14 protein-coding genes are annotated in these 12,863 nt (G+C 71.4%); 11 read left to right on the top strand and 3 right to left on the bottom strand.

The genetic code is table 11. The features are described from left to right. Positions 1 to 109 precede the first annotated feature (109 nt). Positions 110 to 1,777, top strand: a complete 1,668-nt coding sequence (locus ACFVYN_RS39675; protein WP_390007433.1) for a phospho-sugar mutase — start codon at positions 110 to 112, stop codon at positions 1,775 to 1,777. A 211-nt stretch (positions 1,778 to 1,988) separates the two neighbouring features. Here the strand turns inward: ACFVYN_RS39675 and ACFVYN_RS39670 are convergent, their stop codons facing one another. Then, positions 1,989 to 2,648, bottom strand: a complete 660-nt coding sequence (locus tag ACFVYN_RS39670) for a PH domain-containing protein (protein WP_390007430.1) — start codon at positions 2,646 to 2,648, stop codon at positions 1,989 to 1,991. A 109-nt stretch (positions 2,649 to 2,757) separates the two neighbouring features. On the opposite strand from ACFVYN_RS39670, the gene deoC reads away from it, so the two are divergent. The 3 genes from deoC to ACFVYN_RS39655 are packed head-to-tail and all read left to right on the top strand — an operon-like array spanning position 2,758 to position 6,081. Continuing rightward, the gene (gene deoC / locus ACFVYN_RS39665; RefSeq protein ID WP_390007435.1) at positions 2,758 to 3,717 is read left to right on the top strand and encodes a deoxyribose-phosphate aldolase; all 960 of its coding nucleotides are present in this window, start codon (positions 2,758 to 2,760) and stop codon (positions 3,715 to 3,717) included. A gap of 5 nt (positions 3,718 to 3,722) precedes the next feature. Next, positions 3,723 to 5,201, top strand: coding sequence for an aldehyde dehydrogenase family protein (locus ACFVYN_RS39660; RefSeq protein ID WP_390007427.1), 1,479 nt, complete (start codon positions 3,723 to 3,725; stop codon positions 5,199 to 5,201). Then, positions 5,194 to 6,081: an aldehyde dehydrogenase family protein gene (locus ACFVYN_RS39655; RefSeq protein ID WP_390007425.1), complete on the top strand. Its 888-nt coding sequence runs from the start codon at positions 5,194 to 5,196 to the stop codon at positions 6,079 to 6,081. The genes ACFVYN_RS39660 and ACFVYN_RS39655 overlap by 8 nt, the downstream gene beginning before the upstream one ends. A gap of 84 nt (positions 6,082 to 6,165) precedes the next feature. On the opposite strand, the gene ACFVYN_RS39650 is transcribed toward ACFVYN_RS39655, so the two are convergent. Next, positions 6,166 to 6,561, bottom strand: a complete 396-nt coding sequence (locus ACFVYN_RS39650; protein ID WP_390007422.1) for a hypothetical protein — start codon at positions 6,559 to 6,561, stop codon at positions 6,166 to 6,168. 61 nt (positions 6,562 to 6,622) lie between these two features. Here ACFVYN_RS39650 and ACFVYN_RS39645 point away from each other — a divergent pair, with 61 nt between their 5' ends. Together ACFVYN_RS39645 and ACFVYN_RS39640 are read left to right on the top strand one after the other, a co-directional pair. Next, positions 6,623 to 7,327 carry a uridine kinase gene (locus tag ACFVYN_RS39645; protein ID WP_390007419.1) on the top strand — a complete coding sequence of 235 codons (705 nt, stop codon included), beginning with the start codon at positions 6,623 to 6,625 and terminating at the stop codon, positions 7,325 to 7,327. Between the two features lie 74 nt (positions 7,328 to 7,401). Beyond that, positions 7,402 to 7,737: a DUF6281 family protein gene (locus ACFVYN_RS39640; protein ID WP_390007417.1), complete on the top strand. Its 336-nt coding sequence runs from the start codon at positions 7,402 to 7,404 to the stop codon at positions 7,735 to 7,737. 164 nt (positions 7,738 to 7,901) lie between these two features. On the opposite strand, the gene ACFVYN_RS39635 is transcribed toward ACFVYN_RS39640, so the two are convergent. After that, entirely contained in the window at positions 7,902 to 8,645 is a 744-nt protein-coding gene (locus ACFVYN_RS39635; RefSeq protein WP_390007415.1) for a SigE family RNA polymerase sigma factor, read from the bottom strand. Positions 8,646 to 8,897: 252 nt separating this feature from the next. Between ACFVYN_RS39635 and afsQ1 the strand changes: the two genes are divergently transcribed. The 5 genes from afsQ1 to ACFVYN_RS39610 all read left to right on the top strand — a co-directional run bounded on the left by afsQ1 (position 8,898) and on the right by ACFVYN_RS39610 (position 12,738). After that, positions 8,898 to 9,575: a two-component system response regulator AfsQ1 gene (afsQ1, locus tag ACFVYN_RS39630; protein ID WP_037718821.1), complete on the top strand. Its 678-nt coding sequence runs from the start codon at positions 8,898 to 8,900 to the stop codon at positions 9,573 to 9,575. Further along, positions 9,572 to 11,149: an ATP-binding protein gene (locus ACFVYN_RS39625; protein ID WP_390007413.1), complete on the top strand. Its 1,578-nt coding sequence runs from the start codon at positions 9,572 to 9,574 to the stop codon at positions 11,147 to 11,149. Before afsQ1 ends, ACFVYN_RS39625 begins: the two co-directional genes overlap by 4 nt. Next, on the top strand, positions 11,149 to 11,802 hold the full coding sequence (locus ACFVYN_RS39620) for a hypothetical protein (protein ID WP_390007411.1): 654 nt from the start codon (positions 11,149 to 11,151) through the stop codon (positions 11,800 to 11,802). The genes ACFVYN_RS39625 and ACFVYN_RS39620 overlap by 1 nt, the downstream gene beginning before the upstream one ends. 92 nt (positions 11,803 to 11,894) lie before the next feature. Next, entirely contained in the window at positions 11,895 to 12,446 is a 552-nt protein-coding gene (locus tag ACFVYN_RS39615; RefSeq protein ID WP_390007409.1) for a VanZ family protein, read from the top strand. A gap of 91 nt (positions 12,447 to 12,537) precedes the next feature. Beyond that, on the top strand, positions 12,538 to 12,738 hold the full coding sequence (locus ACFVYN_RS39610; protein ID WP_328780767.1) for a PspC domain-containing protein: 201 nt from the start codon (positions 12,538 to 12,540) through the stop codon (positions 12,736 to 12,738). Positions 12,739 to 12,863: the final 125 nt, after the last annotated feature.

Genomic DNA, 12,863 nt, shown 5'->3' with positions numbered 1-12,863 from the left:
ACCGGACCGCAGCGGGCCGCCGCAGGCACCCAGGGGCGCGGGGAACTGCGCAAAAACGCCCGTCCCCACCGAACCCGCACACGACCACCAACGAGAGGCTGACGCAACCGTGCACGACGATCTCATCGCCCGGGCCCGCACCTGGCTCGCCGAGGACCCCGACCCGGACACCCGCGACGAGCTCGCCAAGCTCATCGAGGCCGGAGACGTCACCGAACTCACCGCCCGTTTCAGCGGCACCCTCCAGTTCGGCACCGCCGGCCTCCGCGGCGAGCTCGGCGCAGGCCCCATGCGCATGAACCGCGCGGTCGTCATCCGAGCCGCCGCCGGCCTCGCCGCGTACCTCAAGAAGCACAGCAACACACACAGCACCGACCGCACCGACCGCACCGACCGCACCGACGGCCTCGTCGTCATCGGCTACGACGCCCGCCACAAGTCGGAGGACTTCGCGCGGGACACCGCCGCCGTGATGACCGGCGCGGGCCTCAAGGCAGCGGTCCTCCCCCGCCCCCTCCCCACCCCCGTCCTCGCGTTCGCGATAAGGCACCTCGGCGCCGTGGCCGGCGTGGAGGTCACCGCCAGCCACAACCCGCCCCGCGACAACGGCTACAAGGTCTACCTCGGCGACGGCTCCCAGATCGTCCCGCCCGCCGACGCGGAGATCGCCGCGGAGATCGACGCGATCGCCTCCCTGAACGACGTCCCGCGCCCCGACACCGGCTGGGAGACCCTCGACGACAGCGTCCTGGACGCCTACCTCGCCCGTACGGACGCCGTACTCGCCGAGAACTCCCCCCGCACCGCCCGCACCGTCTACACCGCGATGCACGGCGTCGGCAAGGACACCCTTCTCGCCGCGTTCGCCCGCGCCGGCTTCCCCGCCCCGGAACTCGTCGTGGAACAGGCCGAACCCGACCCCGACTTCCCGACCGTCGCCTTCCCCAACCCGGAAGAGCCCGGCGCGATGGACCTGGCCTTCGCGAAGGCCAGGGAGACGAACCCGGACCTGATCATCGCGAACGACCCCGACGCGGACCGCTGCGCCGTGGCGGTCGAGGAGAACGGCGCCTGGCGCATGCTGAGGGGCGACGAGGTGGGCGCCCTCCTCGCCGCCCACCTGGTCGCCCGCGGAGCGCGGGGCACCTTCGCCGAGTCGATCGTCTCCTCCTCCCTCCTCGGCAGGATCGCCGAGAAGGCGGGCCTGCCTTACGAGGAGACCCTCACCGGCTTCAAGTGGATCGCCCGCGTGGAGGGCCTTCGCTACGGCTACGAGGAGGCCCTCGGCTACTGCGTGGACCCCGAGGGCGTACGGGACAAGGACGGCATCACCGCCGCCCTCCTCGTCACGGAGCTCGCCTCCGAGCTGAAGGAACAGAACCGCACGCTCCTGGACCTCCTCGACGACCTCGCTGTGACACACGGCCTGCACGCCACGGACCAGCTCTCGGTCCGCGTGGAGGACCTGTCGGTCATCGCCCGGGCGATGGAGCAGCTCCGCGAGCACCCGCCGACCGAGCTCGGAGGCCTGGCCATCACCAAGGCGGAGGACCTCACCCAGGGCACGGACAGGCTCCCGCCCACCGACGGCCTGCGCTACACCCTCACCGGCGCCCGGGTCGTCGTCCGCCCGAGCGGCACCGAGCCGAAGCTGAAGTGCTACCTGGAAGTGGTCGTCCCGGTCCCCACCCACGCCGACCTCCCGGCGGCCCGCGCCAGGGCGACGGACCTCCTGACCACCATCAAGCGAGACCTGTCGGCAGCAGCCGGCATCTGACGCCGTCCTCGCCCCCCGCCGCCGGAACCGGGAGGCGGACCCCGCGTCCCTCAGGGGCGCGGGGAACGGCGCGACCAGCCACAACGGCCCCGCAGCCGCCCGACAACCCCTCCCGCCGCCCTCTGACGCGCCACCGCAGAAGACGTCACCGCAGAACACGTCACCGCAGGAGACGTCACCGCAGAACACGTCACCGCAGGAGACGGAGACGTCACCCCACCGCCACCAGAATCGCCAGCAGCACCGCCCCGGCCACCGCGGGCCCCACGATCTCGTACGCCCACCGCACGGAAACCTCGCCCTGGGAGGTCTTCGCCTGCCCCCGGGTCTCCAGCAGCTCACGCAGCTCGTCCATGATCTTGTCGGTCTCGGCCCGGGTGGGCCCCTCCGGGACGGGCGCAGGGCCACCGAAGCCACCCACCTGCCTTCCGCCGCCGAACAGGCCCGGGCCCCTGCCGGGGCGGCCGCCCGCGGCCTGCCGGGCCGACTGCCGGGCCGCCTTCTTGCGGCCGCGCAGGGAGACGGGGATCGCCCACAGCTGGTACTTGCCGCCGGACTTGACGAACGCCTCGTTCGAGTAACCGGAGCGGAACAGCTCGACCTCGCCCCACGGCACGACGATCACGCGGAAGGGGTTGCGGATGCGCAGCCGGTCGTCGTTCGCGAAGACGGCCGGGCGCAGGGTGAACGCGATCACCAGCGGTACGACGAGGATCAGCGCGGCGAGGGCGAGCCACGGCGTGCGGCCGGTGCCGGAGACGACGGCGTCGATGCCGAGCCAGCCGATGATGACGAGCAGGAGGAAGCCGCCGATCAGCGCCAGGGGCGAGCGGTAGATGCGGTCCCTGGACTCGGGGGGTGCGGTCGTCATGGGGCCGATCCTAAGCGCCGTGCGGCTGCGTGCCCGTGTGCGGGGCCCTCGGAACCCGTTCCACGGGGTGTACAGCCGCTACGCGCGTAGATATGCTCGTCTGGTGACCATGCCCACCACTGCATCAGCCGCACACCCGCTCACGGACGTGACCGCGTCCGACAGCAGTCTGCGCCGGTTCCTTCACGGGCTGCCCGGCGTGGACGCGGTCGGCCTGGAGGCGCGTGCCGCCTCCCTCGGTACGCGTTCCATCAAGACGACCGCGAAGGCGTACGCCATCGACCTCGCCATCTCGATGGTCGACCTGACGACGCTGGAAGGCGCGGACACCCCGGGCAAGGTCCGGGCGCTCGGCGCCAAGGCGGTCCGCCCCGACCCGACCGACCGGACGACCCCCGCCGCGGCCGCGGTCTGCGTCTATCCCGACATGGTGGCCTTCGCCAAGGAGGCCGTCGCCGGTACCGGCGTGAAGGTCGCCTCGGTCGCCACCGCGTTCCCGGCCGGGCGTGCCGCCCTCGACGTGAAGCTGGCAGACGTGCGCGACGCCGTGGCCGCCGGCGCCGACGAGGTCGACATGGTCATCGACCGCGGCGCGTTCCTCTCGGGCAGGTATCTGAAGGTCTACGACGAGATCGTCGCCGTGCGCGAGGTCTGCGGCACGGACGCCCGGCTCAAGGTCATCTTCGAGACCGGCGAGCTGTCGACGTACGACAACATCCGCCGCGCGAGCTGGCTCGGCATGCTGGCCGGCGTGGACTTCATCAAGACGTCCACCGGCAAGGTCGCGGTCAACGCCACCCCCGCGAACACCCTCCTCATGCTGGAGGCGGTGCGCGACTTCCGCGCCCAGACCGGCGTCCAGGTGGGCGTGAAGCCGGCCGGCGGCATCCGTACCTCCAAGGACGCCATCAAGTTTCTCGTACTGGTCAACGAGACGGCGGGCGAGGACTGGCTGGACAACCACTGGTTCCGCTTCGGCGCCTCCTCGCTCCTGAACGACCTGCTGATGCAGCGTCAGAAGCTGGCCACCGGCCGCTACTCCGGCCCCGACTACGTGACGGTGGACTGATCACCATGGCACCTGCACCTGCACCTGCACCTGCATCCGCATCCGTATCCACATCCGCGTTCGAGTACGCCCCGGCACCCGAGTCCCGCTCGGTCGTCGACATCGCCCCCTCCTACGGCCTGTTCATCGACGGCGAGTTCGTGGAGGCGGCCGACGGCAAGGTCTTCAAGACCGTCTCGCCGTCCACCGAGGAGGTCCTGTCCGAGATCGCCCAGGCGGGCGAGGCGGACGTCGACCGGGCGGTGCTGGCCGCCCGCAAGGCCTTCGAGAAGTGGTCCGCGCTGCCCGGCTCCGAGCGCGCCAAGTACCTGTTCCGCATCGCCCGGATCATCCAGGAGCGCAGCCGCGAGCTCGCGGTCCTGGAGACCCTGGACAACGGCAAGCCCATCAAGGAGACCCGCGACGCCGACCTCCCCCTGGTCGCCGCGCACTTCTTCTACTACGCCGGCTGGGCCGACAAGCTGGAGCACGCCGGGTTCGGTGCGAACCCGCGGCCCCTCGGCGTCGCCGGCCAGGTCATCCCCTGGAACTTCCCGCTCCTGATGCTGGCGTGGAAGATCGCCCCGGCGCTGGCGACCGGCAACACGGTCGTCCTCAAGCCCGCCGAGACGACCCCGCTGTCCGCCCTGTTCTTCGCGGACATCTGCCGCCAGGCGGGCCTGCCCAGGGGTGTCGTCAACATCCTTCCCGGTTACGGCGACACGGGAGCCGCGCTCGTCACGCACCCGGACGTCAACAAGGTGGCCTTCACCGGCTCCACGGCCGTCGGCAAGGAGATCGCCCGTACGGTCGCCGGCACCCGCAAGAAGCTCACCCTCGAACTGGGCGGCAAGGGCGCCAACATCGTCTTCGACGACGCCCCGATCGACCAGGCCGTCGAGGGGATCGTCACCGGCATCTTCTTCAACCAGGGTCAGGTCTGCTGCGCGGGCTCCCGGCTCCTGGTCCAGGAGTCGATCCAGGACGAGCTGCTGGACTCGCTCAAGCGCCGCCTGTCCACCCTGCGCCTCGGCGACCCGCTCGACAAGAACACCGACATCGGCGCGATCAACTCCGCCGAACAGCTCTCGCGGATCACCTCGCTCGTCGAGCAGGGCACGGCCGAGGGCGCCGAGCCCTGGTCCCCGGAGTGCGAACTGCCCTCCTCCGGCTACTGGTTCGCCCCGACGCTCTTCACGAACGTCACCCAGGCGCACACCATCGCCCGCGACGAGATCTTCGGCCCGGTCCTGTCGGTCCTCACCTTCCGCACCCCGGACGAGGCCGTCGCCAAGGCCAACAACACCCAGTACGGCCTCTCGGCGGGCATCTGGACGGAGAAGGGTTCGCGGATCCTGGCGGTGGCGAACAAACTCCGGGCCGGGGTCGTCTGGTCCAACACGTTCAACAAGTTCGACCCGACGTCGCCGTTCGGCGGTTACAAGGAGTCGGGCTTCGGCCGCGAGGGCGGCCGCCACGGCCTGGAGGCGTACCTCGATGTCTGACCGTCTGTCCGTCCTCAAGACCTACAAGCTGTACGTCGGGGGCAAGTTCCCCCGCTCCGAAAGCGGCCGGGTGTACGAAGTGACCGACTCCAAGGGCAAGTGGCTGGCGAACGCGCCGCAGTCGAGCCGCAAGGACGCCCGTGACGCGGTCGTGGCCGCGCGCAAGGCGTTCGGCGCCTGGTCGGGGGCCACCGCCTACAACCGCGGCCAGGTCCTCTACCGCGTCGCGGAGATGCTGGAGGGCCGCAGGGCGCAGTTCGTCCACGAGGTGGCCGACGCCGAGGGCCTGTCCAAGTCCAGGGCGGCCGAGCAGGTCGAGGCGACGATCGACCGCTGGGTCTGGTACGCGGGCTGGACCGACAAGATCGCCCAGGTGGTGGGCGGCGGCAACCCGGTGGCCGGCCCGTACTTCAACCTGTCCTCCCCGGAGCCGACGGGTGTGGTGGCCGTCCTGGCCCCGCAGGAGTCGTCGTTCCTGGGTCTGGTCTCGGTGCTCGCCCCGGTGATCGCCACGGGCAACACGGCGGTGGTGATCGCTTCGGAGAGGTCCCCTCTTCCCGCCCTCTCCCTGGGCGAGGTCCTGGCCACCTCCGACGTCCCCGGCGGCGTGGTCAACATCCTCTCGGGCCGTACGGCGGAGATCGCCACCCCCCTGGCGTCCCACCAGGACGTCAACGCGATCGACCTGGCGGGCGCGGACGAGGTCCTCGCGAAGGAGCTGGAGATCGCCGCGGCGGACAACCTGAAGCGGGTCCTGCGTCCACAACCTGTGGACAACTGGACGGCAACGCCGGGCATCGACCGCCTGACGGCGTTCCTGGAAACGAAGACGGTGTGGCACCCGACGGGTTCGCTGGGCGCGTCCGGCTCCGCGTACTGACACCGGACCGCGACACCGCGGAGCCGCGCCCTCCCTCCGTCCGGGGAAGGCGCGGCTCTGTGCCGAAGCGGCCGTGTGTCCGGTTCAGTTGCTCAGCAGTCCCGCCACCTGCCCCACCACCGGCATGCTGCCGATCGACTGAGCCTGGGCGACCGGTCCGGTCAGGGCCTGTGACGTCAGCGGCTGGAAATCCGCCAGCTGGGTTCCGAGCCCGTTGTCCAGCGGGTCCACTCCCGTGCCCGCCAGCGGGTTCGGCTTGAGGCCGGCGATCGGGCCGGTGACGTAGCCGACCGTGCCGGTGAGGGACCGGAGCCCGGACTGGGGGTCGATGTTGCCGAGCGAGGTGGGCCGGGTGTGCAGCACGTCGACCACCGGCTCGGTGTCCGCGGCGGCCGCCCCGGCGCCTGCGCCGAGGGCGACACCCGCGGCCGCGAGGGCGGTGAGCGTGCGCTGGACGGTCGGGTTCGCGTGTCGGGCCATCGTTTCTGCCACCTTTTTCCGTGCACTGGGTAATCGTGTCGACACGAAGGGTAGTTGAGGTGTGACGCACGCTTCAAAGCCAACCCGCGGGGTCGATGAACAGCGGGTGAATGCCTCACACTGGTGTCCCGTGAGTTCCCAACCACCCATACCGACGCGAGTCGTGCTGCTCTGCGGCCCCTCCGGCTCCGGCAAGTCCCTTCTCTCGGCCCGTTCCGGTCTCCCGGTCCTCAGGCTCGACGACTTCTACAAGGAGGGCGACGACCCGACGCTGCCGCTGGTGGCGGGGAGCTCCGACATCGACTGGGACCACCCCGGATCGTGGGACGCGGACACCGCGGTGGCCGCGATCGTCGAGCTGTGCCGCACGGGCCGCACGAAGATCCCGGTCTACGACATCTCGCTGAGCGCCCGCACCGGCGAGGAGGCGGTCGAGATGGGCCGGACCCCGCTGTTCATCGCGGAGGGCATCTTCGCCGCCGAGATCGTCACCCGCTGCCGGGAGCTCGGGGTGCTGGCCGACGCGCTGTGCCTGAGCCGGGGTCCGGTGCGCACGTTCCGCCGCCGGTTCCTGCGGGATCTGCGCGAGGGCCGCAAGTCCGTGCCGTTCCTGCTGCGCCGCGGCTGGCGCCTGATGCGCCTGGAACGCTCGATCGTCGCCCGCCAGACCGCGCTGGGCGCCCACCCCTGCGACAAGGACGAGGCCCTGGCGCGCCTGACCGCAGCGACGGCGGGCCACCACCCGGCCGCTGCCCCGGCGGCCTGAGCGAGCCGGCCGAACGACTTCGGCGCCTTCTCCGTCGTAGGACCGGAAGACGGTCACCTCGGGAAGGAACCCCCATGACGACTGCACGGCTGGTCATGACGGCGGCGATGGTGGCAATGGTCGCCGGCAGCGCGTCCGGCTGCTCGTCCGGCGGCGAGGCCACGGCCTCCTGCGCGGGGGTCGTGAGATACGAGAACCGCGACTATCTGCCCGCCCAGGACAAGGACTTCACCGTCGGGGAGCGGCTGGGCACCGCCCGCATCCCGGAGTGCGACGACACCCCGGACGACCCCGAGGTCGCCATTCCCGAGGGCACCACCGACGCGTATGCCGTAGCGGGCAGGGACCCCGCCGAGGCCATCGCCGTCGGGGACTCGCCCGCCGGGGCCAGGCTCATGGAGATCGGCTGAGCACACACCAAAGCGGGACCGGACGGGCCCCCCGGCCCTCCAGTCCCGCTTCTCGGTGCTCCCCCGCAGGTCCCCCGTGACCCCGTTGGTCCCCCCACGGGTACCGGCCCCCCAGCCGGTACCCCTGGTCCCCCGTTCCCCCGTGTCGTGCTTTCCCCCCACCCTCAGGCGACGAGCTCCCCGAAGGCGTTCTCCTCGTCACGGCCGAAGCTGAGGACCTCGTCCTCGCGCAGGCGGCGCAGGGACCGCCAGATGCTGGACTTCACCGTGCCGACACTGATGTCGAGGATCTCCGCGATCTCCGGGTCGGTGCGGCCCTCGTAGTAACGAAGGACCAGCATCGTGCGCTGGAGTTCGGGGAGCCGGGCGAGCGCCTGCCACAGGACCGCGCGCAGTTCCGTGCCGCGCATCGCGTCCGTGTCGCCGGGCGTCTCCGGCAGTTCCTCGGTCGGGTATTCGTTCAGCTTGCGGCGGCGCCACGCGCTGATGTGCAGGTTCGTCATGGTGCGGCGGAGGTAGCCCCCGACCGCGGCCTTGTCGCTGATCCGGTCCCACGCCCGGTACGTCGAGAACAGCGCGCTCTGCAGCAGGTCCTCGGCCTCGAAGCGGTCACCGGTCAGGTGGTAGGCGGTGGCGTACAGGGAGGCGCGGCGCTCCTGGACGTAGGCGGTGAACTCCGCCTCCGACAGCGAGCGACGCTCCCCCGAGCCCTCCCTGTACGACGATCCCCCGTGCGCTTCCCCCGTGGAGGTGTCAACCACCGACATGTACCCGGTGTGCTGACGCCCGGTACCGCGAGCGCACCCCCGTCCGCTCACGGCCCCGGACTCCTTGGAACCCCGGCCCCCGTTCACGTCGTGCAGCCGCGTGATCACTGCGCTGGTGCTGATGCTGTGCAGTGTGCTCATCTCGCGCCCCCCGTCGTGGACTTCCGGTGTTCGGCTTGCTCAGGCGGTGGTTCCTTGCCTGTGCCGAGAACTCTGCCAACGCACCTTCATGGCTGTGTCCGCCGACTGTCACAGACCTGTCACAGGGGCCGGTCCCAGGAATTGCACAACGGACCCACAGAGGGGTGCCGTACGGAACCCGCGGGTGAGGCCGTACAGACTGCCTGGCCCCACAGGTCGAACCGCACCCCCTCCATGGGCCAGAATGAGCCCGTGCCTTCCCTGTTGCTGATCGAGGACGACGACGCCATCCGTACGGCCCTGGAGCTGAGCCTCACGCGCCAGGGCCACCGGGTTGCCACCGCTGCCACCGGCGAGGACGGCCTGAAGCTGCTGCGTGAGCAGCGGCCGGACCTGATCGTGCTGGATGTGATGCTGCCCGGCATCGACGGGTTCGAGGTGTGCCGGCGCATCCGGCGCACCGACCAGCTGCCGATCATCCTGCTGACCGCGCGCAACGACGACATCGACATCGTCGTCGGACTGGAGTCCGGCGCCGACGACTATGTCGTCAAGCCGATCCAGGGCCGGGTGCTGGACGCCCGGATCCGGGCCGTGCTGCGACGCGGGGAGCGCGAGTCGACCGACGCGGCGAGCTTCGGCTCCCTGGTCATCGACCGCGCGGCCATGACCGTGACGAAGAACGGCGAGGACCTCCAACTCACCCCGACCGAGCTCAGGCTGCTCCTTGAGCTGAGCCGGCGGCCCGGACAGGCGCTGTCCCGCCAGCAGTTGCTGCGGCTGGTCTGGGAGCACGACTACCTCGGTGACTCGCGCCTGGTGGACGCCTGTGTCCAGCGGCTGCGCGCCAAGGTCGAGGACGTGCCGTCGTCCCCGACGCTGATCCGTACCGTGCGGGGCGTGGGCTACCGGCTGGACACGCCTCAGTGACCGAAGCGCAAGGGGGGTTCCGCGACTGGTTCGCGGTTCGCAAGGGTGTGTGGTCACGGCTGCGTTTCACCAGTCTGCGGCTGCGGCTCGTCGTCGTCTTCGGCCTGGTGGCGCTGACCGCGGCCGTGTCCGCGTCCGGGATCGCCTACTGGCTCAACCGCGAGGCGGTCCTCACCCGCGCCCAGGACGCGGTGCTGCGGGACTTCCAGCAGGAGATGCAGAACCGCGCGGGCGCCCTGCCGGAGAACCCCACGCAGGACGAACTCCAGCAGGCGGCGGGGCAGATGGCGGGCAGCAGCCAGCGCTTCAGCGTGCTGCTCGTGTCCTCCGACGCGGGCGGCAGGACGGTGTACGGCAATTCGGGCGCCCTGGACGGCTTCACGCTCCAGGACGTGCCCGGGTCGCTGCGCGAGGCGGTGAACGAGAAGCAGAAGGTCGACTCCGCCAACAAGTACGCCTATCACCTGTACTGGCAGCGGACCGTCGACCACGACACCCCGTACCTGGTCGCCGGCACGCGGGTGATCGGCGGCGGCCCGACCGGTTACATGCTCACCTCGCTCGAACCGGAGGCCAAGGACCTCAACTCCCTCGCCTGGTCGCTGGGTATCGCCACCGGGCTCGCCCTGATCGGCTCCGCACTGCTCGCGCAGGCCGCCGCGACGACCGTACTGAAGCCGGTGCACCGGCTGGGAGTCGCCGCCCGGCGGCTCGGCGAGGGCAAGCTGGACACCCGGCTCAGGGTGTCGGGCACCGACGAACTCGCCGATCTGTCACGCACGTTCAACTACGCGGCCGAGGCGCTGGAGAAACGGGTCGAGGACATGTCCGCCCGCGACGACGCGTCCCGGCGGTTCGTGGCGGACATGAGCCATGAGCTGCGGACGCCGCTCACCGCGATGACCGCCGTGACGGAGATCCTGGAGGAGGAGCTGGAGGCCGAGTCCGGCTCCATGGACCCGATGATCGAGCCGGCCGTGCGGCTGGTGGTCAGCGAGACCCGCAGGCTCAACGACCTGGTCGAGAACCTGATGGAGGTCACCCGCTTCGACGCGGGTACGGCCCGGCTGGTCCTGGACGACGTCGACCTGGCCGACCAGATCACCGCGTGCATCGACGCGCGCGCGTGGCTGGACGCGGTGGAGCTGGACGCCGAGCGCGGCATGCACGCCCGCCTCGACCCGCGCCGCCTGGACGTGATCCTGGCCAACCTGATCGGCAACGCCCTCAAGCACGGCGGCTCCCCGGTGCGGGTGGCGGTGCGCACGGCGGACGACGAGATAGTCATCCGGGTCAGCGACCACGGCCCCGGCATCCCCGAGGACGTCCTCCCGCACGTCTTCGACCGCTTCTACAAGGCCAGCGCCTCCCGCCCGCGCTCCGAGGGCAGCGGCCTCGGCCTCTCGATCGCCCTGGAGAACGCCCACATCCACGGTGGCGAGATCACCGCGGCGAACTCCCCCGGCGGGGGCGCCGTGTTCACGCTGCGGCTTCCCCGGGACGCCTCGGAGCTGGCGGAACAGCTCATGGAGGCCAAGAAGGACGACGGCAAGGCGAAGAAGGGACAGCCGTGATGCGCCCGGAGCGACGACGTACCCGGCGGGCCGACGCACCGCGCGCCGGGCTGAGCGCGCCGCGGCTGCTGGCGCTCCCGCTGCTCGCCCTGCTGGTCGCCGGGTGCGGGATCCGGCCCACCGAGGTGCCTACCGACTTCGGTCCCGCGCCCTCCCGGGTGCGGTGCTCGCTGTCCGAGCCGGACGCCTCGGAGCCGTCCTCGCACGGTCTCGCCGTGCAGGTGTTCCTGCTGTGCGGGTCGTCGCTGGTGGCCGTCGACCGGAGCCTGCGGGTCCCCGACGGCACGGCCGACTCCCAGCGGCGGGTGCTGGTCGCGCAGGGGCTCCTCGACCAGCTCGCCGAGACCCCGTCGACGGCCGAGCGGGAGGCCGGCTACCAGACGTACGTCCGCGGCGGCATGACCGTCGGCGGGCCGCGCCCCAAGGACCCCGAGGACACGCTCCGGCTGAGCACCCCGCCCGCCGAGCTCTCCGCCTACGCCCTCGCCCAGGTCGTGTGCACCTTCTCCGACTCGGCCGCGGCGGAGGGCGACGGTTCCGTCATCCTCGGCGGCCCCATGAACGCACCGCTGCGCCGCTACGACTGCACGGACGAGGTCCGTTCCCAGCCGAGCAGCCACCAGCCGCCGTCGACCGAGGTGACGGGCGGCTGACGCGGGTCCGGGGACCACGTGTGGCGCAGCCCTCACCCGGGTACCCCGGGCGTTCCGGAACCGATCGTGCCGAGCGGGGCGTCTAGGGGTTCGTGCAGCGTCAAGGCTTCGTAGGCGGCAATGCCGCCCTTCGCGTCCGTGTGGCAGGAGGTGCCCTCCTGGTCGCACACCTCGCGTTCGTCGCCTGGTTCACGCTGCGTCCGCTGGACGTGCCCTGGGTCGTCCCGGCCAATCTGCATCCGTTCGCCGGCATCCGCGCCGACCTCGCCCTCGGCGGGCGGGAGGCGGCCCTGCGGATCGGCAAGGGGCTCGCGCTCCTGGCCCCGCTCGGTCTGCTGCTCCCGATGGTGCACGGCCGACTGTGGGCGTCGCCCGTCGGTTCCCTGATCCGCACCTGTGTGGCGGGCGCGCTGATCTCGCTGGGCATAGAGCTGCTCCAGACCGGCGTCCCCGGCCAGGTCGTCGACATCGACTCCCTGTTCCTGAACACCGCGGGCGTCGCCCTCGCGCACCTCGTCATCGTGCCGGCGGTACGCCACTCGCTGCGCCGCAGGACCGAGCGGCACCGGCGCACCACCGTCCGCCAGGAGGAGCCGGCTCAGGGTAGGACCCCGACGATTCCCAGGGTCGGGATCGCACCGTAGAGCGACGCTTTGCGGCGTTCGTCTCCGTAGCGTTGAAGACAGCTGGAGAGGGTCACCCGGACCCGAACCCGACGCTCACGAAGGAGCCGCAATGTCCCGCCTCGCCCGCCCCACCAACGGCCGCATGATCGGCGGAGTGTGTGCCGCGCTGGCACGGCGCTTCGGCACCTCCGCGACCACGATGCGCGTGATCTTCCTGGTGTCCTGCCTGCTGCCGGGCCCGCAGTTCCTGCTCTACATAGCCCTGTGGATCCTGTTCCCCTCGGAGGACAAGGCGCAGGCCGCCTGGTGACACCTGTGTGCACGGACACCGGTGGGGGGCCGCCCCCCCCTCAGGGGGGGGCGGCCCCCCCCCCCGCGGGGGGGGGGGGCCGCCACCGCCGCGGCGCCGCCCCGGGGGGGCGGGGGGCGCGGCGG

It is taken from the genome of Streptomyces sp. NPDC058307, assembly GCF_042880295.1.
GTDB lineage: Bacteria > Actinomycetota > Actinomycetes > Streptomycetales > Streptomycetaceae > Streptomyces.
This window is presented reverse-complemented; position numbering and strand designations above follow the sequence as displayed.